Source organism: Nocardia blacklockiae, from assembly GCF_015477355.1.
Classification (GTDB): domain Bacteria; phylum Actinomycetota; class Actinomycetes; order Mycobacteriales; family Mycobacteriaceae; genus Nocardia; species Nocardia blacklockiae.
On record NZ_JADLRJ010000001.1, the window covers coordinates 439,853 to 459,241 of the forward strand.

Annotated in this window: 20 protein-coding genes; 14 read left to right on the plus strand and 6 right to left on the minus strand. The window is 72.8% G+C overall.

Annotated elements, in window-relative coordinates:
- Positions 1 to 104 precede the first annotated feature (104 nt).
- Both IU476_RS01990 and IU476_RS01995 read left to right on the plus strand, forming a co-directional pair.
- The gene (locus tag IU476_RS01990; protein ID WP_195095917.1) at positions 105 to 1,295 is read left to right on the plus strand and encodes a sensor histidine kinase; all 1,191 of its coding nucleotides are present in this window, start codon (positions 105 to 107) and stop codon (positions 1,293 to 1,295) included.
- Complete coding sequence (locus tag IU476_RS01995; protein WP_195095918.1) at positions 1,292 to 1,948, plus strand: response regulator; 657 nt, start codon at positions 1,292 to 1,294, stop codon at positions 1,946 to 1,948. Before IU476_RS01990 ends, IU476_RS01995 begins: the two co-directional genes overlap by 4 nt.
- Here the strand turns inward: IU476_RS01995 and IU476_RS02000 are convergent, their stop codons facing one another.
- Positions 1,949 to 3,634, minus strand: coding sequence for an APC family permease (locus IU476_RS02000; RefSeq protein ID WP_195097340.1), 1,686 nt, complete (start codon positions 3,632 to 3,634; stop codon positions 1,949 to 1,951). It lies immediately after the preceding gene.
- A 240-nt stretch (positions 3,635 to 3,874) separates the two neighbouring features.
- Between IU476_RS02000 and pdxT the strand changes: the two genes are divergently transcribed.
- Positions 3,875 to 4,492, plus strand: coding sequence for a pyridoxal 5'-phosphate synthase glutaminase subunit PdxT (pdxT, locus tag IU476_RS02005; RefSeq protein WP_195095919.1), 618 nt, complete (start codon positions 3,875 to 3,877; stop codon positions 4,490 to 4,492).
- 106 nt (positions 4,493 to 4,598) lie between these two features.
- Positions 4,599 to 5,351, plus strand: coding sequence for a YebC/PmpR family DNA-binding transcriptional regulator (locus IU476_RS02010; RefSeq protein ID WP_195095920.1), 753 nt, complete (start codon positions 4,599 to 4,601; stop codon positions 5,349 to 5,351).
- 52 nt (positions 5,352 to 5,403) lie between these two features.
- Here IU476_RS02010 and IU476_RS02015 read toward each other — a convergent pair whose 3' ends face one another.
- Complete coding sequence (locus tag IU476_RS02015; protein ID WP_195095921.1) at positions 5,404 to 6,093, minus strand: FadR/GntR family transcriptional regulator; 690 nt, start codon at positions 6,091 to 6,093, stop codon at positions 5,404 to 5,406.
- Between the two features lie 216 nt (positions 6,094 to 6,309).
- Between IU476_RS02015 and IU476_RS02020 the strand changes: the two genes are divergently transcribed.
- From IU476_RS02020 to IU476_RS02040, 5 genes are read left to right on the plus strand one after another with little or no spacing between them, the layout of a single operon-like run.
- Complete coding sequence (locus IU476_RS02020) at positions 6,310 to 7,446, plus strand: acetamidase/formamidase family protein (protein ID WP_195095922.1); 1,137 nt, start codon at positions 6,310 to 6,312, stop codon at positions 7,444 to 7,446.
- On the plus strand, positions 7,443 to 8,615 hold the full coding sequence (locus IU476_RS02025; protein WP_195095923.1) for an amidase family protein: 1,173 nt from the start codon (positions 7,443 to 7,445) through the stop codon (positions 8,613 to 8,615). The genes IU476_RS02020 and IU476_RS02025 overlap by 4 nt, the downstream gene beginning before the upstream one ends.
- A 9-nt stretch (positions 8,616 to 8,624) precedes the next feature.
- Positions 8,625 to 9,593, plus strand: coding sequence for an ABC transporter substrate-binding protein (locus IU476_RS02030; protein WP_195095925.1), 969 nt, complete (start codon positions 8,625 to 8,627; stop codon positions 9,591 to 9,593).
- The gene (locus IU476_RS02035) at positions 9,590 to 10,498 is read left to right on the plus strand and encodes an ABC transporter permease (RefSeq protein WP_195095927.1); all 909 of its coding nucleotides are present in this window, start codon (positions 9,590 to 9,592) and stop codon (positions 10,496 to 10,498) included. The genes IU476_RS02030 and IU476_RS02035 overlap by 4 nt, the downstream gene beginning before the upstream one ends.
- A gap of 13 nt (positions 10,499 to 10,511) precedes the next feature.
- Complete coding sequence (locus IU476_RS02040; RefSeq protein WP_195095929.1) at positions 10,512 to 11,318, plus strand: ABC transporter ATP-binding protein; 807 nt, start codon at positions 10,512 to 10,514, stop codon at positions 11,316 to 11,318.
- Here IU476_RS02040 and IU476_RS02045 read toward each other — a convergent pair.
- Positions 11,294 to 12,580: an amidohydrolase family protein gene (locus IU476_RS02045; RefSeq protein WP_195095931.1), complete on the minus strand. Its 1,287-nt coding sequence runs from the start codon at positions 12,578 to 12,580 to the stop codon at positions 11,294 to 11,296. The genes IU476_RS02040 and IU476_RS02045 overlap by 25 nt on opposite strands.
- A 170-nt stretch (positions 12,581 to 12,750) precedes the next feature.
- Between IU476_RS02045 and IU476_RS02050 the strand changes: the two genes are divergently transcribed.
- Genes IU476_RS02050 through IU476_RS02065 form a run of 4 tightly spaced genes read left to right on the plus strand, consistent with a single transcriptional unit; the run spans position 12,751 to position 16,872 of the window.
- Positions 12,751 to 14,025, plus strand: a complete 1,275-nt coding sequence (locus IU476_RS02050; protein WP_195095933.1) for an amidohydrolase — start codon at positions 12,751 to 12,753, stop codon at positions 14,023 to 14,025.
- The gene (locus tag IU476_RS02055) at positions 14,022 to 14,828 is read left to right on the plus strand and encodes an ABC transporter ATP-binding protein (RefSeq protein WP_195095935.1); all 807 of its coding nucleotides are present in this window, start codon (positions 14,022 to 14,024) and stop codon (positions 14,826 to 14,828) included. The genes IU476_RS02050 and IU476_RS02055 overlap by 4 nt, the downstream gene beginning before the upstream one ends.
- The gene (locus IU476_RS02060) at positions 14,825 to 15,697 is read left to right on the plus strand and encodes an ABC transporter permease (protein WP_195095937.1); all 873 of its coding nucleotides are present in this window, start codon (positions 14,825 to 14,827) and stop codon (positions 15,695 to 15,697) included. The genes IU476_RS02055 and IU476_RS02060 overlap by 4 nt, the downstream gene beginning before the upstream one ends.
- A 44-nt stretch (positions 15,698 to 15,741) precedes the next feature.
- Complete coding sequence (locus IU476_RS02065; RefSeq protein ID WP_195095938.1) at positions 15,742 to 16,872, plus strand: hypothetical protein; 1,131 nt, start codon at positions 15,742 to 15,744, stop codon at positions 16,870 to 16,872.
- A 2-nt stretch (positions 16,873 to 16,874) separates the two neighbouring features.
- On the opposite strand, the gene IU476_RS02070 is transcribed toward IU476_RS02065, so the two are convergent.
- Entirely contained in the window at positions 16,875 to 17,150 is a 276-nt protein-coding gene (locus IU476_RS02070) for a YggT family protein (protein ID WP_195095939.1), read from the minus strand.
- Between the two features lie 198 nt (positions 17,151 to 17,348).
- Here IU476_RS02070 and IU476_RS02075 point away from each other — a divergent pair, with 198 nt between their 5' ends.
- Positions 17,349 to 17,555 (plus strand): hypothetical protein, encoded by a 207-nt coding sequence (locus IU476_RS02075; protein WP_195095940.1) that lies wholly within the window; start codon positions 17,349 to 17,351, stop codon positions 17,553 to 17,555.
- Here IU476_RS02075 and IU476_RS02080 read toward each other — a convergent pair.
- Together IU476_RS02080 and IU476_RS02085 are read right to left on the minus strand one after the other, a co-directional pair.
- Positions 17,541 to 18,971 carry an alpha/beta hydrolase gene (locus IU476_RS02080; protein WP_195097342.1) on the minus strand — a complete coding sequence of 477 codons (1,431 nt, stop codon included), beginning with the start codon at positions 18,969 to 18,971 and terminating at the stop codon, positions 17,541 to 17,543. The genes IU476_RS02075 and IU476_RS02080 overlap by 15 nt on opposite strands.
- A gap of 85 nt (positions 18,972 to 19,056) precedes the next feature.
- Positions 19,057 to 19,371, minus strand: coding sequence for a DMT family transporter (locus tag IU476_RS02085; RefSeq protein ID WP_195095941.1), 315 nt, complete (start codon positions 19,369 to 19,371; stop codon positions 19,057 to 19,059).
- Between the last annotated feature and the right edge of the window lie 18 nt (positions 19,372 to 19,389).

Sequence of the window (19,389 nt, forward strand, 5' to 3'; positions counted from 1 at the left end):
CAGCGTCGCGTGCGCGGGCCGGGCACGGCGTCGGCTGTCGGATCGATCGCCGGTCATCACTTCGGCGGACCCGGGCGCGGGCCCGGCTGTGCTGTGATGGTGCGATGCGGCACTGGGACTCCTTGTCGGCCACCGCGAAGGACGCGGCGGTCGCGTTGTTCGCGTTCGCCGTCGGCGCGGTGCTGTACGTGTCGGGCCTGTATCCGATGACGGGCCCGAGCGCGACACCGCTGGCCGCGCGGTTCGGGCTGCTGGCGCTGCTGTGCGCGGCGTCGCTGCTGCGGCGGCGGGCGCCCCTGATGGCGCTGGTGCTCGGAATCGTCCCGGTGGCAATAGATTTCGCGCTCGGTCCCACGGTGCCGGTGTGGCTCGTCTACTCGGATCTGATCTACGCCGCGTGCCTGTACGGCAGCCGCCGGCTCGCGCGCGCCGTCGCGATCGGGTGCGCCGCGGTGTCGGCGGCGCTCGCGCTCGTCGTACTGGTGGTGACCGGGAGCTGGCAGGCCGCGGCGGTGGTCGTCGCCGCGGCCGCGGTCTTCGCCGGGATGTCGGTGTGGTGGGCGCTGGCGGTGCGTCACCACAAGGAGCTGGCCGCCGCCGAACGGACCCGGGCGCAGGCGCTGACGCTGGTCGCCGACCTCGATCGGCGCGCCGCCATCGCCGACGAGCGCCGGACCATGGCCCGCGACCTGCACGACGTGATCGCCGGGCACCTGTCCGCCATCGCCCTGCAGTCCGAGGCCGCGCTGGGCGTGCTGGCGCGCACCGATCCCGACGCCGCCGTCACCGGGATTCTCGGCTCGATCCGGGCCAACAGCGTCAGCGCGCTGCAGGAGATGCGCACCATGATCGGGCTGCTGCGCGACGACGGCGGCGCGGACGGCGCGGCCGCACCCCGCGGCCTGGCCCAGCTCCCACTGCTCGCGGACGCGGCGCGCGCCGCCGGAACCGTGGTGCGAGTGCGGGATTCGCGTGCCGAGGTGACGCTGCCGAGCGCGGTGGACCAGGCCGCCTACCGAATCCTGCAGGAGGCGTTGACGAATGCGATGAAGCACGCGCCGGGCCGCGACGTCGACATCACGGTCGCCGCCGGGCCGGACGCGGTGGACCTCGCGGTCCGCAACCGCCTGCCGCCCACACCGGGCGGCGGCGAGTCGGGGCACGCCCCGCGCGGGCTGCTCAACATGCACGAGCGCGCCGCGGCGCTCGGCGGAAGTTTCCGCGCCGGAACCGATTCCGCCGACTGGGTGGTCACCGCCCGGCTGCCGATCCGCGACACACCGGAGGTGGTATGACGATTCGGGTGCTCATCGCCGACGACCACGGCGCGATCCGGGCCGGGCTGCGGATGATCCTCGACGCCGCCGACGACATCGAGGTGGTCGGCGAGGCCGCCGACGGCGACGTCGCGGTCGCCCAGGCCCGCGCGCTGCGCCCGGACGTGGTGCTGATGGACGTGCGCATGCCCGGCGTGGACGGGATCACCGCCACCGCGCAGATCACCGCCGAGGGTCTGGCGGGCGTGCTCGTCCTCACCACCTTCGACCTGGACGAGTACGTGTTCCGGACGCTGCGGGCCGGGGCGTCGGGCTTCCTGCTCAAATCGGTGTCCAGCGGGGCGCTGATCGCCGCCGTCCGGTCGGTGGCGGCCGGGGACGGGGTCCTCGCCCCGGAGGTGACCCGCGCGGTGATCACCGCCTTCGCCACCACCGGCCCGCCCGCCGAGCCGAAACCCGATCTCCTCGCCGGACTCACCGACCGCGAACGCGAGGTGCTGGGCTGCCTGGGCGAGGGCCTTTCCAACGCCCAGATCGCGGTGCGGCTCCACATCGGCGAGACCACCGTGAAGACGCACGTCTCCCGGGTGCTCACGAAACTCGGTGTGCAGTCGCGGGTGCAGGCCGCGATCCTCGCGCGCGAGGCCGGATACCCGAGCGGCGCTTCGTGATCAGGCCGTCTGCACCCGCAGGTGACAGACCACGGTGTCGGGGAGCCGGCGCAGGCGGCGTTCGAGTTCGTCGCTGCGGTGGCTGGGCAGCACGCGGTCCCAGCCCGCGGGCGGATCGACCTCCGCGATCAGCACCACCTTGCGGCGGCCGGCGAAGTTGTCGCGCACGAAACGGGCGACCGGGTCGCCGACCGAGCCGGTGCCGGCGTCGATGACCTCGAGCGGCACGTCCGGATGCCAGGCCGCCCACGCCGCGGTGAAGGCGGCCGTGTCCTCCCCGGGCAGGCACACGTGCACCGCGACCACGTCCCGGCCCAGTGACAGCGCCGTCGACAGCGCCTCGCGGCTGAGTTCGCACACCTGCGACACCGGCACCACGATCACCGCGTCGGTCGCCCGGGGCGGGGCGGGCGTGCGGCCGGGGCCGCGGCTGTCGTCGATGCGGCGGTAGGTGGTGCGGACGCGCTCCATGGCGAACACCAGCAGCGGCAGCACCAGCACGATCAGCCACGCGCCCGCGGTGAACTTCATCGCGGTGGTGACGAGTGCGGCGAGACCGGTCAGCAGCGCGCCGAAACCGTTGAGCGCCAACCGCCGGCCGCCGGACCCCTGGCGCCGCCAGTGCACCACCATCCCGGCCTGGGCGAGGGTGAAGCCGACGAACACCCCGATCGCGAACAGCGGCACCAGCGCGTTCATGTCACCCGCGGACGCGACCAGCAGCACGCCCGCCGACCCGCCCAGGGTGAGGACGCCGTAGCGGTACACCAGCCGCGGCGTCGCGACGGCGAAGCGGTGCGGCAGGCAGTCGTCCTCGGCGAGGATCTTGGTCAGGGTCGGCAGCCCGCCGTAGGAGGTGTTGGCGGCCAGCGCCAGCAGCGCCACCGTCGCGAATTGCACGACGTAGTAACCGATTCCGTGGCCGAGGGCGGCCTCGGTCAGCTGCGAGAGCACCGTCGCGCCCGCGTCCGGGTGGATGCGGAATTTGCCGATCAGCGCGGCCAGCCCGAGCAGCATCACACCCAGCAGCACGCCCAGCGCCACCTCGGCGCGCTGCGCCCGGCGCACCCGCGGCGGCTCGAAGCTCGGCACCGCGTTCGCGATCGCCTCCACGCCGGTCAGCGCCGCGCAACCGCTGGAGAAGGCCTTGAGCAGCAACAGGATTCCCACCGTGCGGGCATCGGCGGTGACGGCGGGCGCGGTCGCGGCCACCGCCGGAGCAGCACGCAGCAGCCCGGCCGCGATCACGGTGAGAATGCCCGCCACAAACACCGCCGTCGGCACCATGAACGCCCGGGCGCTCTCGCGGATCCCGGCGAGGTTCAGCGCGGTCACACCCGCCAGCACGGCCAGGCACAGCCACACCGTGTACGGCCGCAGCGCCGGGAAGGCGGAGGTGAGCGCGGCCGTGCCCGCGGCGATCGACACCGCCACATTGAGCACGTAGTCCACGATCAGCGACGCGGCGGCGACCAGGCCGGTGCGGCGGCCCAGATGCCGCCGCGCCACCGCGTAGGCGCCGCCGCCGTCCGGGAACGCGGCGATCACCTGGCGGTAGGAGGCGATCAGCACCGCGAGCAGCGCCACGATCGCCAGCGTCACCGGCAGCGTCAGGCCCAGCCCGGCGCTGCCCGCGGCGGCCAGCACCAGCACGACGGCCTCGGGGCCGTAGGACACCGACGCCATCGCGTCGAGGGACAACCCGGCCAGGCCGGTGGGCACGGTGAGCCCGCGCGGGCGGGCCGCGGGACGGACGGCCGCGGGCGCGGGCTCGGGTTTCGGCAGTACTTCGGTCACAGCCGCGAGTGTTCCCCCGTCCCGGTCGCACGACCGGTTTCCTTGCGGAACCTTGACGCCCGGGTGCGCGGCGTCACCCGCGTCGCGGGCGCGAACAGGCACGACGCCGCCGGCTCGTATGCTCGACTCGTGAAACCGACCATTGGTGTACTGGCATTGCAGGGCGATGTGCGCGAGCACTTCCACGCGCTGGCGGCCTGTGGCGCCGAGCCGGTGAGCGTGCGGCGCGAGGCGGAGCTGGCCGCGGTGGACGGCCTGGTGCTGCCGGGCGGCGAATCCACCGCCATCAGCAAGCTGCTCGAGGTGTTCGGGCTGCTCGAACCGCTGCGGCAGCGGCTGCGCGAGGGCATGCCCGCGTTCGGGTCCTGCGCGGGCATGATCCTGCTGGCCGGTGAGGTGCTCGACACCCGGCCCGACGCGCAGTCCCTGTCCGGCATCGATATGACGGTGCGGCGCAACGCTTTCGGCCGCCAGGTCGACTCCTTCGAGACCGACCTCGATTTCGCCGGGCTCGACGACGGCCCGGTGCGCGCGGTGTTCATCCGGGCCCCGTGGGTGGAGCGGGCCGGCGACGGCGTCGAGGTGCTGGCCCGGGTGCCGTCCGGCCCGGCGGCCGGGCGGATCGTCGCGGTGCGCCAGGGTGGCGTGCTGGCCACCTCCTTCCATCCCGAGGTGACCGGCGACCTGCGGGTGCACCGCCTGTTCGTGGACTCCGTGCGCGAGCGCGCGGCCGTGCGGCCCGCCTGACCGCGCGCTCCGGCGCATCCGCCCGGCGGCGGCCGACGGGCCGGGCAGTAGACTGGGCAAGTTGTCTACCGGAATCCGAGCACACCGACCTTGAAGGAAGTAGGGAATGAGCGGCCACTCCAAATGGGCCACCACCAAGCACAAGAAAGCCGCCCTCGACGCCAAACGGGGCAAGCTGTTCGCGAAGCTGATCAAGAACATCGAGGTGGCGGCCCGGACCGGTGGTGGTGACCCGGACGGCAACCCGACGCTGTACGACGCTATCCAGAAGGCGCGCAAGAACTCCGTGCCGCTGGACAACATCGAGCGGGCGCGCAAGCGCGGCGGCGGTGAAGAGGCCGGCGGCGCGGAGTGGCAGACCATCATGTACGAGGGCTACGGCCCCAACGGTGTCGCGGTGCTCGTCGAATGCCTCACCGACAACCGCAACCGCGCCGCGGGCGAGGTGCGGGTCGCGATGACGCGCAACGGCGGCAACATGGCCGACCCGGGTTCGGTGTCGTACCTGTTCAGCCGCAAGGGGATCGTCACGCTCGAGAAGAATGGCCTGTCCGAGGACGACGTGCTGCTCGCGGTGCTCGACGCTGGCGCCGAGGAGGTCAACGACCTCGGCGAGTCCTTCGAGATCATCAGCGAGCCCGGCGATCTGGTGGCGGTGCGCACCGCGCTGCAGCAGGCCGGCATCGACTACGACTCGGCGGAGTCGGGCTTCGCGCCCTCCACCACGGTCCCGGTCGACGCCGACGGCGCGCGCAAGGTCTTCAAGCTCGTCGACGCCCTCGAGGACAGCGACGACGTCCAGAACGTGTTCACCAACGTCGACGTCTCCGACGAGGTCCTCGCCGAACTCGACGCCTGAGTTCCGCGCCCGCAGGCCGCCTGCCCCGCCCGGGGCGGCGGCCTGCGGCGTGTCAGCGGGTGGCGCTGACCTCGCGGACCTCCCGCAGATGCTGCTCCATGGCGGCCGCGGCCCCGGGCCCGTCGTGGCGCGCGACCGCGTCGTAGACCAGCCGGTGCCCGTCGATGGAGACGCGGCGGCCCAGCCGGGTGCGGTGGGAGAGGGCGCGGGTGCGTTCGGTCCACTCCGTGGTCTTCGTGCACAGCGTCACCAGCAGCGGATTCTGGGCAGCGTGCGCGAGCAGGGTGTGGAACTCGATGTCGAGCCGCATGGACTCGCCGGGGGACAGGGTGTCGTCGGAGCGGTCGAGAACCCGGTGCAGCGACAGCAGATTCGACTCCACCGCGCGCACCGCGGCCAGTTGGGCTATGCGCGGTTCGACCAGATCGCGGAGTTCGGTGGCGTAACCGAGTTCGATATCGGGATCGGCCAGGCTGTCGTGCAGTTCCGCCGCGCCGCGGGAGATGTCGGCGACCGTGCTGCCGCGCCCCTGCCGCCGCTCGACGAGTTTCTTCGACTCCAGTTCGAACATGGCCTGCCGCAACGACGATCGGGACACGTTCATGCGCGCGGCCAGCTCCCGCTCCGGCGGCAGCCGGTCGCCCGCGCGCAGCTCGCCGGTGACGATCAACCGTTCCAGATGGGCCGCCACCTCCGCGCTGACGCTGTGCGCGCGGCGCAGCGGCGGTATCGATGCGGTCATCCCGCCCCCTGTACTTCGTCGCTCTTGTGGTCGGACCAATCGTAGACCAGGACTCGGATTCGGTCGCGCGGCTGGTCCGCCAAGGTATTTCGCGGCGGTAAATCGCTGATTACGTTCCCTCGCTCGCATCGCGCCGGGCGCTGCGGGCTCTTATCGTCGGTCGATAAGTGGTCCGACCAATATGGGCCACGGACGGAAGGGGCGCAGGTGACAGCGATGGTCGAGGAACGTCCGGCGGCATTTCCGGTGCTGCAGTCGGGCGAGGGCGTCGACCGCGGCGCGGTGTACGTGCCCGCCGACCCGGGGCGCGTGCTGTGGGGCCGATTGCCGTGTGCCGCCGACATTCCGGTGGCGACGGTGGCGCCGGGGACGACCGTGCTGGTCGACACCGTCAGCCACGAGGGCATCCTCGCGGACCAGGGCTCGGATCCGGTGGCCTACTTCGGGCGGCACGGGGTGGCGCGCGACCAGGTGCTGGGCGACGCCGTCGAGGTGACCGCGACGCGCCGCCGCGAGCGCGGCGCGGGCCCGCACATCGTGACCGGGCCGATCGCCGTCGCGGGCGCGCGGCCGGGCGACCTGCTCGCCGTGCGGATCGACGACCTGGTGATGCGCGCGCCGTACGGGGTGATCTCGACGCGGCACGGCCGCGGCGTGCTGGCCGGTCGCCCCGGCTTCGACGGGGACTACGGCCAGTTCTGCACGGTGCGCGAACGGGACGGACAGTGGTTCGGGGACATGCCGATCCGCGCCGACGAGGCCCGCCGGGCGCGGTTTCCGCTGTCGCCGTTCCTCGGGCTGATGGGCGTCGCCACCGCCACCGACCGCCGCGCGGACTCGGTGCCGCCCGGTCCGCACGGCGGCAACCTCGATATCCGGCTGCTCACTCCCGGCGCGACTCTCTTTCTGCCGGTGCAGGTTCCGGAGGCCCTGTTCTACGTGGGCGACCCGCACTACGCCCAGGGCGACGGGGAGGTGGCGCTCACCGCGTTCGAGGCGCCGCTGCGCGCGACGCTCACCCTGGACGTCGTCCCGGCGGAGCAGGTGCGCGACGGTCTGCGCGGCGAGGTGGGCCCGTTCGCCGCCGGGCACGGGTTCGTCGTGCCGACCGGGCTGGACGCCGACCTGGACGTGGCGCTCGCGCACTGCGTGCGCCACGCGGTCGAACTGGTCGTCGCGCTGTTCGACGCCGAGCCGCGGCAGGCGTATCTGTACCTCAGCGCCGCAACGGATTTCACCGTTTCGCAGGCGGTGGACCGGGTGCGCGGCGTGCACGGCGCGGTGCGCGTCGCCGACTTCGGGGCGGCGGCGCGCGGCGAGTTCGCCCGCCGCGTGCTGGAGCGAGCCCGATGACCCCCGCCGATCCCGCGGTCTGGCGGGCCCGGGGCGCGCCGCTGGTCCCCGCGCTCGGCAGCGGGCCGCTGACCGGCCACACCGTCGCGGTGAAGGATCTGTTCGCGGTGGCCGGATTCGCCGTCGGGGCCGGGGTGCGGGCCTATCCCGCGAGCCGCGCGCCGGAGACCCGGCACGCCGCGGCGGTCGCGGCGCTGCTGGCCGCGGGCGCGGAGGTCACCGGCATCGCGCAGACCGACGAATTCGCCTACAGCATCACCGGCGGCAACGGCCGCTACGGCATGCCGGTCAATCCCCTTGCGCCCGATCGGGTTCCGGGTGGTTCCTCGAGCGGGCCCGCGGTCGCGGTGGCCCGCGGCGAGGTGACGATCGGGCTCGGCACCGATACCGCGGGCTCGATCCGGGTACCCGCCGCGTACCAGGGGCTGTGGGGCATCCGCACCACCCACGGGCGCGTCGACACCGCCGGGCTACTGCCGCTGGCCCCCTCCTTCGACACCGTCGGGTGGCTCGCCCGCGACGCGGACACGTTGGCGGCCGTAGCGGAACACCTGCTGCCCAAAGGAGTTTCGGACAGCGCGCGGCTCGTGGTCGATCCCGACGTGTGCGCGGTGGCCGACGCCGACACGGCCGCGGCCATCCTCGCCGCCGCCGCTGCGCTCGACGCCGAACCGCTGTCCCTGCACGCCGATCCGGGCGCCTGGTACGACGCCTTCCGCACCGTGCAGGCCGCGGAGGCGTGGGCGAGCCACGGCCCCTGGATCACCGCTCACCCGGACGCCCTCGACACCGAGGTCGCGGAGCGATTCGCCTACGCCGCCACGGTGACTCGCACCGCGGCCGACGCGGCCCGGCGCGTGCTCGCCGACGCGGCCGCGCGGCTGCGGGACCGCCTGGCGGGCCGAAACCTGGTGCTGCCCACCGTCGCCGCGCCGCCCCCGCCGCGCACGGTCGCGGTGCCCGGCCGCGAACTCGCGCGGGCGCGCACCCTGCGGCTGACCTGCCTGGCCTCGCTCGCCGGTCTGCCCGCCGTCACCCTGCCGCTGTCGCGCGCCGGCGGGACGCCCCTCGGACTCTGTCTGGTGGGGGCGCCGGACACCGACCGCTCCCTGATCCGCCTGGCGAGCAGCAGCGCCGCTGCCCTGGCCGAGGCGTCCGCCGTCCCGTAAGGAACCGTCATGAAACGCCCACTCCGCGCCGTGCTCGCGGCCTGCGTCGCCGTCGTGTCGCTGGCCGGGCTCACCGCCTGCCTCGCCACCCCCGACAGCGCCGGCGGCGACCCGCACGCACTGCGCATCGGCACCCTGCGCGGCCAGCCGCACCTGTACGCACCGTATTTCATGCAGCGCTTCGCCCCGGCCGGGACCAGCTACGAGATCGTGCTGTTCGACAACTCGCCGGACATCAAGAACGCGCTCGCCGCGGGCGCGGTCGACTTCGGCGTGCTGGGCGCGCCGGCGATGCTGGCGGGCGCCGCCGCCGGGCAGGACGTGCGCATCGTCGCCTCGGCCGCGAACGGCGGCTCCGGATTCGTCGGCCGCCCCGAGCTCACCACCCCGGAATCGCTGCGCGGCAAGAAGATCGGCTACCCGGCCGGTTCGTCCCAGGAGATCCTGCTGAAGCTGACGCTGCGGGCCCACGGACTCGACCCGGCGACCGACGTGCAGCTGGTCAACCTCGCCTACTCGGACATGGTGAACGCCTACCGGACCGGGCGGATCGACGCCTTCCTCGGCGCCGAGACCGGCGTCTCGCTCGCGCTGAAAGCCGGTGCGCGGCAACTGCTCTCGCCGTACGACACCGCGATCGGCGGCGTCAACATCGTGCTCGGCACCAGCGGCAGGATGCTCACCGGCGACCGCGAGCGGGCGCAGCGCACCGTGCGCAGCTTCGTGCAGGCCGTCGAACTGATGCGCGCCGACCACGCGGCCTGGGCGCGGGGTCTGACCGACACCTTCGGCGTCGATCCCGCCGTCGCCGCCCTCTCGATCGAGAACGTCACGCCGCGCTGGGAATTGGACGAGGAGTACCGGCGGCAGGTGGCGGCGCTGGCCGCGCAGATGGTCGCCTTCGACCAGCTGTCCGGTGCCTCCGACACGGCCGCGGTGTTCGATACCGGCCTGGTGGCGACGGCGGGTGCGCGATGACCCGCACCGCCGCACCCGCCGACACCGAAAAGACCGCCGCCCCAGCGGTTCCGGTCACCGGTAGCGCCACGCGGCGGCTCCCGACGGACCGTTACCGGGAGCGCGCGGCGGCGGTCCTGTGGGCGCTGCCGGTCCCCGCGCTGCTGGTGCTGGCATGGGACCGCGGCGTGCACGGCGGCTGGACGCTGCCGCTGGGCATCCAGATGCGTTACCTGCCCACGCCGTTCGACGTCGCCCGGCGGCTGGCGGACCTCGCCGCGGGCGGCCTGATCGACGACTCCTACAGCGGCACCCTGTGGTTGCACCTGTACGCCAGCACCGTGCGCGTGCTGCAAGGCTTCGCGCTCGCCGCCCTGCTCGCCATTCCGCTGGGCATCGTGATGGGGCGCTCGCGGCCGATCTACAAGATGATCGAGCCCACCGTCAATCTGATCCGGCCGATCCCGGTCACCGCGTGGGCGCCGCTGGCGCTGCTGATCATCGGCTTCGGGGACCGCTCGACGATCTTCCTGGTCTTCCTCGCCGCGGTGTTCGCGATCCTGCTCAACACCATCGCCGGCGTGCAGGCGGTGCCCCGGCGCCTGGTCGAGGCCGCGGCCATGCTGGGCACCCGTCCGGCGCAGACGCTGTACAAGGTGGTGCTGCCGGCCGCGGTGCCGGGCATCGTCGCCGGGCTGCGCATCGCCCTCGGACTGTCGTGGGTGATCCTCGTCGTCGGCGAAACCGTCGGCATCCGAGTCGGTCTGGGCGCGCTGATCACCCAGGCGCGCGAGCAGTCCCGCACCGATCTCATCGTCGCGGTGATGATCGTCATCGGTCTGGCCGGGTTCCTCGCCGACCGTCTGCTCCTGCTGCTGATCCGGCTGTGCGCGCGGCGGCGTCCGCTGCTGCCCGAGACCACCTGAGACAGGATTCGCGATGAAGATCTACTCCACTCGGCGCCGCCCGCGGCTGCCCGCCCGCCTGCACCTCGAACGGCTCGGCAAGCGCTACCCCGGTGCCGCCGTACCCGCCGTCGCCGACGTCGACCTGGACATCGCCGCGGGCGAATTCGTCTGCGTCGTCGGCGCGAGCGGCTGCGGCAAGTCCACGCTACTGCGCATCCTCGCCGGATTCGAGGCCCCCACCGCGGGTTCGGCCACGGTCGGCGACGAGCCGATCGCGGGGCCGGGGCCCGACCGCGGCGTGGTGTTCCAGGACTACGGGCTGTTTCCGTGGCTCACCGTCGCCGAGAACATCGCCTACGGCCCGCGACAGGCCCGGCGGCCGCGGGCCGAGATCCGGGAGACCACCGACCGCTGCCTGGACACCGTCGGCCTGACGCGGATGCGGAACGCCTTCCCGCACCAGCTCTCCGGCGGCATGCAGCAGCGCGTCGCCATCGCGCGGGTCCTGGCGAACCGGCCCGCCGTGCTGCTGATGGACGAACCGTTCGGCGCGCTGGACGCCCTGACCCGCTCGGCCATGCAGGCCGAACTCGCGCGGATCCACCGCGACACCGGCGTCACGGTCGTCTTCGTCACCCACAGCATCGACGAGGCGGTGTACCTGGCGGACCGGGTGGTCGTGATGGCCGGCGGCGCGGCGCACGGCAACGCCGGGCACATCCGGCAGATCCTGGCTATCGACCTGCCGCCCGAAAGGGACGCCACCGCAGCGGATTTCAACGACTACAAGCGCCGCATCGACGCCCTGGTGCATCAGGGCAACGAGCGGGCGGCGTGATGGCCGGGGACCGGCGCCGGGGCCAGCTCGTGCCACCGCGTCGTGCGGGCGACCACCCGGCCCGCCTTGAGCACATAGCAGCGATCGGGGCGGTCCAGCAGCACGTCGGCGACCCGGCGCGTGGACAGCACCACCAGATCGGCGGCCGCGCCGACGCGGATTCCGTAGCTGTCGGCGACGCCGGTCACCCGCGCCGCCTGCGTGGTGGCCATGTCGAGCACCCGCCCCAGGTCGCCGGGGCCGGTGAGGTGGCAGGTCTGCACCAGGAACAGCCCGATGTCGAGCAGGTCGGCGTTGCCGTACGGAGTGAAGGCGTTGCGAATGTTGTTGGAGGAGTAGGCGGTAACGACACCGGCTGCCCACAGCTCGCGCACGGGGGCGATGCCGCGCCGGACGTTGACGCGATCGTGCCGCCCGCCGAGGTGCATATCCGTCGCGGGCAGCGGCACGACCGCCACCCCGGCGTCGGCGAGCCGGGACAGGGTGCGGGCGCGCCGGTCCGGCGGCAGGCCCGCCAGCGAGGTCATGTGCCCGAGGGTCACCCGGCCGCCCATGCCGGCCCGCGCCGTGGCCTCGGCGATGTAGTCGGCCATGGTGAAGCGCGGGTCGGCGCCGTCGTCGGCGAAATCGGCGTGCATGTCCACCGGCACCCCGAATTCCGCGGCCAGCTCGAAGACGAGGTCGACGTGGCGGCGGCAGTCGGCGACCGTCGCCTCGTTGTAGGCGCACCCGCCGATCACGTCCGCGCCCGCGGACAGGCTCGCGCGCAACAACTCCAGCGTGCCCGGCGCGCGCAGGATCCCCTCCTGTGGAAACGCCACGATCTGCAGGTCGAGGCGGCCGCGGTACTCCTCGCGCAGCTCCCGCAGCGCCTCGACGCCGCGCAGCCCCACGATCGGGTCGACGTCGGGGTGGGCACGCACCAGCGTGGTGCCGTGGCCGATCGCCGCGTCCAGCACGCGGCGGCCCCGCTCGCGGATCGACTCCACGGTGAAGCCGCGCTTGAGTTCGGCGGTGACCGCGATCGCCCCGGCCAGGGTGCCGTCGGGATTCGGCCGCTCCGCGTCCAGCAGCGCCTTGTCCACATGCAGGTGCGACTCGATCAGCCCGGGGATGACAACCCTTCCCGCGCAGTCGATCTCGTTGTCGGCGCGCGCGGCGGACCGCGGCTCGACAGCGGTGACGAGGCCGGCGGCCACGACGATGTCGACGGTTTCGGCCGCGTCGGCGATGCGGGCGTTGCGCAGGATGAGATCGGCCATGGGTGCCTCCCGGGAGTCGGACGTCCCCAGTTGTATACGACCCGTGTGTTTCGTTCCGGGACGGCCGATGCTTCCCCGAGGTTACGAAGCACTCCGCGGCGCACCAACTCTCGCCGCCGCGCCACACCGCGAACGGGCCCCCTACCCGTTGCTCGAGAAGGGTGAGAATTGTGACCGACCTGCTACTGACCGGTGGCCGGCCCTGGCGTCCGGGCCGAGCCGCCGACCCCGCCGACATCCTGATCCGCGACGGCCGCATCGACACGATCGGTCCCGGGTTGTCGGCACCGGGCGTCGCGACCATCGAGCTGGCGGGCGCGCTGGTGTTCCCCGGCCTGGTCGACACGCACTGTCACCTGGACAAGACCCTGTGGGGCGGTCCGTGGACGCCCAACACCGGCGGCCGGACACTGGCGGGGCGCATCGCCAACGGCGAGCGCCGCCGGGCGGAACTGGGCCTGCCCAGCGCCGAGTACGCCGCGGCGCTGCTCGGCGAGATGGTGTGCGCGGGAACGGCATACGTGCGCAGTCATGTGGACATAGACCCCGAGGTCGGGCTGCGCGGCGTCGACGCGGTCCGGGCCGCGGCCGCCCGCCACGCCGGGCGCGTGGACGTCGAACTCGTCGCCTTCCCGCAGGGCGGTCTGATCACCAGGCCGGGGACCGCCGAGCTGCTGGCCGCGGCGCTGGCAGACGGCGTCGAGGTGGTCGGAGGGCTGGACCCGGCGGGCCACGACCGCGACCCGGTCGCGCACCTCGACGTGGTGTTCGGGCTGGCCGAGCGCTACGGCGCAAAGATCGACATCCACCTGCACGACGGCGGTTCGCTGGGCGCCTGGCAGTTCGATCTGATCATCGAGCGCACCCGGGCCACCGGGCTGGCGGGCCGCGTCGCGATCAGCCACGCCTACGCGCTGGGCGCGCTGCCCGCCGACGAGCAGCGCCGCGTCGCCGACGACCTGGCCGAAGCCGGTGTGGCACTGGTGATCTGCGCGGTCGGGGAGGCCCCGGTGGCGCCGGTGCGGGTGCTGGACGCGGCGAATGCCGCACTGGCCCTGGGCAACGACGGCATCCGCGATCTGTGGACGCCCTACGGCGACGGCGACATGCTGCGCCGGATCGCCACCGTCGCCTACCGCGACCGCCTCGTCGCCGACGCCGAGATCGAACTCGCGCTCGCCGCCGGAACCTACGGCGGCGCACGGGTTCTCGGGCTCGATCGCTACGGTCTCGTGCCCGGCGCGCCCGCCGACCTGTGCGCCGTCGACGCGCCCACTCCCGCGGCGGCCGTGGTCGCGGTGCCGCCGCGGCGGCTGGTGGTCAAGGGCGGACGGGTGGTAGCTCGTGCCGGAACACTCGACGACGCCGGTGATCGTATACGAAACAGCGGCGTAATCGCACGGACCGAGGACAGCAACGACCAGCGGATAGGACTGACGTCATGAGCACCACCACCGCCGCGAGCGCCCCCGCGACCGCGGCACCGGCCGGCGATCCGCCGGACGCGCCCGCCCTCACCTTCGACCACGTGGGCCTGACCTTCGGCAACGGCACCGAGGCGCTGCACGACGTCGACATCGCCGTCCGGCCGGGCGAATTCGTCTCCCTGGTCGGCCCCTCGGGATGCGGCAAGTCGACCCTGCTGCGGCTGGCGGCCGGATTCGAACGGCCGACCTCCGGCGCGGTCGGCGTCGCCACCCGGCGGCTCGGCTACGTCTTCCAGGAGGCCACGCTGCTGGCGTGGCGCAGCGTGCTGGCGAATGTGGAACTGCCCGCCGAGCTGGCCGGTGTCGAGCGCCGCGCGCGCCGCGCGGCCGCCCTGGACGCCCTGGACCGGGTGGGTCTGGCCGGATTCGAGAAACACAAACCGGCGCAGCTGTCCGGCGGCATGCGGATGCGCGCCTCGATCGCCCGGGCGCTGACGCTGCGGCCGGAGCTGTTCCTGTTCGACGAGCCGTTCGGCGCCCTCGACGAGATCACCCGGCAGCGCCTGAACGAGGAGCTGAGCAGATTGTTCCGGCGCGACGGCTTCGCCGGGGTGTTCGTCACCCATTCGGTCGCCGAGGCGGTGTTCCTGTCCACCCGCGTGGTGGTGCTCACCGGGCGGCCCGGCCGGGTCGCCGCGGAAATCCCGGTGCCCCTGGCGTTTCCGCGCGATCCGGCGGTCCGCTTCACCGCCGAGTTCGGGGAGCTCGCCGGCGCGGTGTCGGCGGCGCTGCACGGGGCCGAGCGGGAGAGTGCGGCATGACGGCGGCGGGTGACGCGGTCACCACCGCGAAAGTAGCAGCGCGCCAGCGGGTTCCGCGTCTGCGCGGAAGTTCGCCCCGCCGCGGCCGTCCCGGTGCGATGCGACTCGTCGCGCCGGTCGTCGTCCTCGTGCTGGTCCTGGCCGCGTGGTACGTCGCGGGACACTACCTGCTGCCCGAGCAGTCGCGGTTCCTGCTGCCGCCGCCCGAGCGGGTGCTGTCCGCGGGCCTGCTGGACCCGGTGGCGCGCACCGAGATCCTGACGGCGCTGTGGTCGACGGTGCAGATCGCGCTGGCCGGTCTCGCCGTCGCGATCGTGCTGGGCGTCGGGTTCGCGGTGGTGATGAGCCAGGCGCGCTGGGCGGAGTACTCGCTGTACCCGTACGCGGTGATCCTGCAGACGGTGCCGATCCTGGCGGTGGTGCCGCTGTTCGGGTTCTGGTTCGGCTACGAATTCGGCAGCCGCGTCATCGTGTGCGTGATGGTCTCGCTGTTCCCGGTCGTGACCAATACGCTGTTCGGGCTGAAATCGGTGGCCGCCGCCGAACACGACCTGTTCACCCTGCACGGCGCGAACCGGCGCCAGCGGCTGGTGAAACTGCAACTGCCCGCGGCCCTTCCGGCGATGATCTCCGGATTCAAGATCTCCGGCGGCATGGCCGTGATCGGGTCGATCGTCGCGGACTTCTTCTTCCGCCAGGGCGAACCGGGCATCGGCCGGATGATCGACGTCTACCGGCAGCGGCTGGCGACCGAGCAGCTGCTGACCGCGCTGCTGCTGTCCTCGCTGATCGGACTGCTGCTGTTCTGGTTCTTCGACTTCCTGGCCGGCCGCGTCGACCGGGCGCACGGCCGCCGCCGCGGCGCATAGCGAAACACCCTCTCTCCCCATCACTTCGAACATCAGGAACGCTCGTGAACAAACGCATCCTCGCCGCGCTCGCGCTCGGCGGCACGGCCGTGCTGGCCGCGTGCACCAGTGCCACCACCACCCCCGCGCCGACCGGACAGGGCCCGCTCGCGGGTATCTGCCCCGCCACCGTCGTCATCCAAACGGATTGGTACGCGACGCCGGAACGCGCCGCGGCCTTCCAGCTGGTCGGTCCCGACGGCACCGTCGACGTGAAGAAGGGCGCGTACACGGGTCCGCTGGGCGACACCGGCGTCAACGTCGAGGTCCGCCTGGGCGGGCCGTTCCTCGGCGGGCAGCCGGTCCCGGCGCAGATGTATCAGGACCCGAGCATCACCCTGGGCTTCGTGCCCACCGACGACGCCATCCGGTCGCAGGAGAAGTTCCCCGTGCGGGGCGTCTTCGCGTCGCTGGACGTCAATCCGCAGATCGTCATGTGGGATCCGGCGACGTACCAGGTCAATTCGTGGCGCGACGTGGCCGCCACCGGCGCGCCGGTGGTGTACAGCGAGGGGAAGGTCTTCATGGACTACCTGATCGCGCACGGGTACGTGCGCCCGGAACAGGCCGACGCCTCGTTCGACGGCACGCCCAGCCGGTTCGTCGCCGAGCACGGCCGGGTGATGCAGCAGGGGTACGTCTCCAACGAGCCCTACCGGTGGGAGCACGACGTCAAGGGCTGGCAGAAACCGACGAAGTACCTGCTGGTGCACGAGGCCGGGTACGAGATCTATCCGCACGCCTGGTCGGTGCGCCGCGGTGAACTCGACAAGTTGCGGCCGTGCCTGGCGAAGCTGGTGCCGCTGCTGCAACAGGCCCAGATCGACTACGCCACCGACCCCGGACCGGTGAACGACGCGCTGCTGCGGATCGCGCAGACGATCCCGGACGGCCCGCCGATGACCGCCGCCGGCAATGCCGACTCGGTGCGGCGGCAACTGGCCGAGCACATCGTCGGCAACGGACCCGACGCGACACTCGGGAACTTCGACACCGCCCGCGTCGACCGCGTCATCGCCGCCGTGACGCCGGTGCTGCGCGTCCGCGGCCAGCAGGTACCCGACGGGCTCACCGCAGGCGACCTGGTGACCAACGAATTCATCGACCCGGTGCGGGGATTGCCGCCGACGCCTTAGCGCTACAGGCTGAAAGCCACCGAGCGCAGGATCAGGACGGCCAGGAAGACCACCGTGAACGCCAAGTCCAGGGCGACGCCGCCGAGGCGGACCGGTTTCAGCACCCGCCGCACCGGGGCGATCACCGGTTCGGTGGCGGCGTGGGTGAAGCGGCGCACCTTCCACAGCCAGCTCGGGCGGTTGGCGAGCATTTCCGCCCAGTCCACGATCAGCCGGGCGATGAGCAGCAGCAGGAAGACCGTCAGCAGGTAGCCGAGCACGGCTCCGACGAGGCTCACGACGCCACCTCGATGCGGGCCGGCCCGCGGCGCGGGCGCGAAGTCGAGTGTTGCCTCATGCGGGCTCCTGATCTGCGGTCGGGTGGTCTACCAGTATGAACGGCGCGGCCCGCGGAAAAGTGCCGCGCGCGCCGAACAGTTCGGCCGCCACGCCGCCGGGGTGATTGAAAAACGGTCGGTCGTTACGCAGGGTTGGGTATGTCCGTCGCCTGCCCGTCCTGCTCGTGGCCCGCACCGATGCACGTCTCCTCGCACCGGACGGTTCGATATCTGCGCTGCGTGTGCGGCAGATGGCTGGTGGCGCACGGGGGCGGGGTGAGCCTGGTGGCGGGGCGCAGCAGCTGCACGACCTCGCCGGCGGCGCTGCCCGAGCACCTGGTGCTGATCCCGTTACCCGAGGACTGAGGTCGCGCCGACCCGCGCCGACACCCACGGCAACGACGACGCGAACGCCGCCGCGGCGAACTGCCAGGTGTGCCCGCCGGTGGTGGTGTGGACCGTGCAGTCGATGCCGTCGAGTCTTCCTGCGGCGCAGAGCTTCTCGGCCGCGCCGACCTCGCCGGTGTCCACCACGCCGTCGCGGCCGTGCAGGCCCGCCGCGTCGTCGTCGGTGGACGGGCGCCGGGTGGCGCCGTGCCGCCGGGGCGGGGTGAGATCGTCGAACAGGCCCGCGACACCGGAGTAGGGACCGTGTTTCGCCAGCACCGTGAGCGGGTCGAACCGATCCCACTGCGCGGCGTCGCCGCCGTAGAGTCGTTGCACCGTACGGTCTTTCGTCCCCGCGGTGGGTCCGAGGTCCCCGGCGATGTCGACGAAGGTGTGGAACAGCTCGGGGTGCATGACCGTGAGGTCGATCGCGCAGGTGCCGCCCATCGACCAGCCGACGACCGCCCAGTTCGCCGGGTCCCGCGCCGCGCCGAAGGTCGACTCCACATACGGCACGACATCGCCGGTGAGATGGTCGGCGGCCCGGCCCCGCGGGCCGTTCACGCATTCGGTGTCGTTGTTGAAACTGCCGCTGGCGTCGACGAACACCAGGATCGGCGCCCGCCCGCCGGTGCTCGCGGTGTACCGGTCGACATCGGGCATGATCTGGCCGCTGCGCAACCAGTCGCCGGGCGTGTTGAATTCGCCGCCGATCATCATCACCACCGGCAGGGCGGGCGGGCGATCCCCGGCGAACCACGCGGGCGGCAGATACACGTATTCGGTGCGGTGCTCGAATCCGCTGGCGGAGTCGGGGATTCGCACCGGCACCACCACGCCGGTCGGCACGGTGGTGCCGCGCAGCGCGGCGAGCGCGTCCAGGTCGGTCTGGTGGGGGAGCGGCCCGGCGGTGAGGGCGCTCCACGCCGACTGCGCGGTGGGGTAGTAGCCCACCCACTGATTGAGCACCACGCCCGTGCTCAGCAGCGTGAGCGGGACCGCCAGCACCGCCGCCGCGCGCCGCCACCAGCGCGCGTGCCGCCAGCCCGCCACCGCGACGGCGAGCGACCCGACGGTCGCGCCGACACACACCCACAGCAGCGGCGGCGCGGGATCGGAGGCCAGGCCCTCGTTGTTCATATAGGCCCACGCCGCCACCGCACCGGCGACACCCAGCGCCGCGCACCCCGGCAGCCACACCGCCCACCAGCGCCGCGGGCCGCGCACGACCGCGAGCAGCAGCAGGGCGAGCGCGATCAGCTCGACGGTGAGCGGCAGCCAGCCGTGCAGCAGCGCGACGCCGTGCTGGAAACCGTTGTGGGGGTGCGGATTCGACGAGGGCAGCGGCGGCGGTGGCGGCGGTGCCACGGTGCCGGTCGGCGCGGGCGGCGGCACATCCATCGGCGCGAGGAACACCGGGACATTGTCGGTGCGCTACCTCGAGATGCGCTGTGAATCGCCTGCGAATCCGCGGCCGCGCTCAGTGGAACAGCTTCAACCCCACCACCCCGGCGACGATCAGCAGCAGGCACACGATGCGCGACACCGACACCGGCTCGCCCAGCCAGATCATGCCGACCAGCGCGGTGCCGACTGCCCCGATGCCCACCCACACCGCGTATCCCGTGCCGACCGGGATCTCGTGCAGTGCCAGCCCCAGCCCGGCCATGCTCAGCGCCAATGTGATCGCGAAGACGACGGTCGGCACCGGCTTTCTGAAACCCTCAGACGCCTCGAGCGAGGTCGCCCAGGCGGTCTCCATGAATCCCGACAGCACGAGCAGAATCCAGGCCATAGCCGATCACGGTAGGCG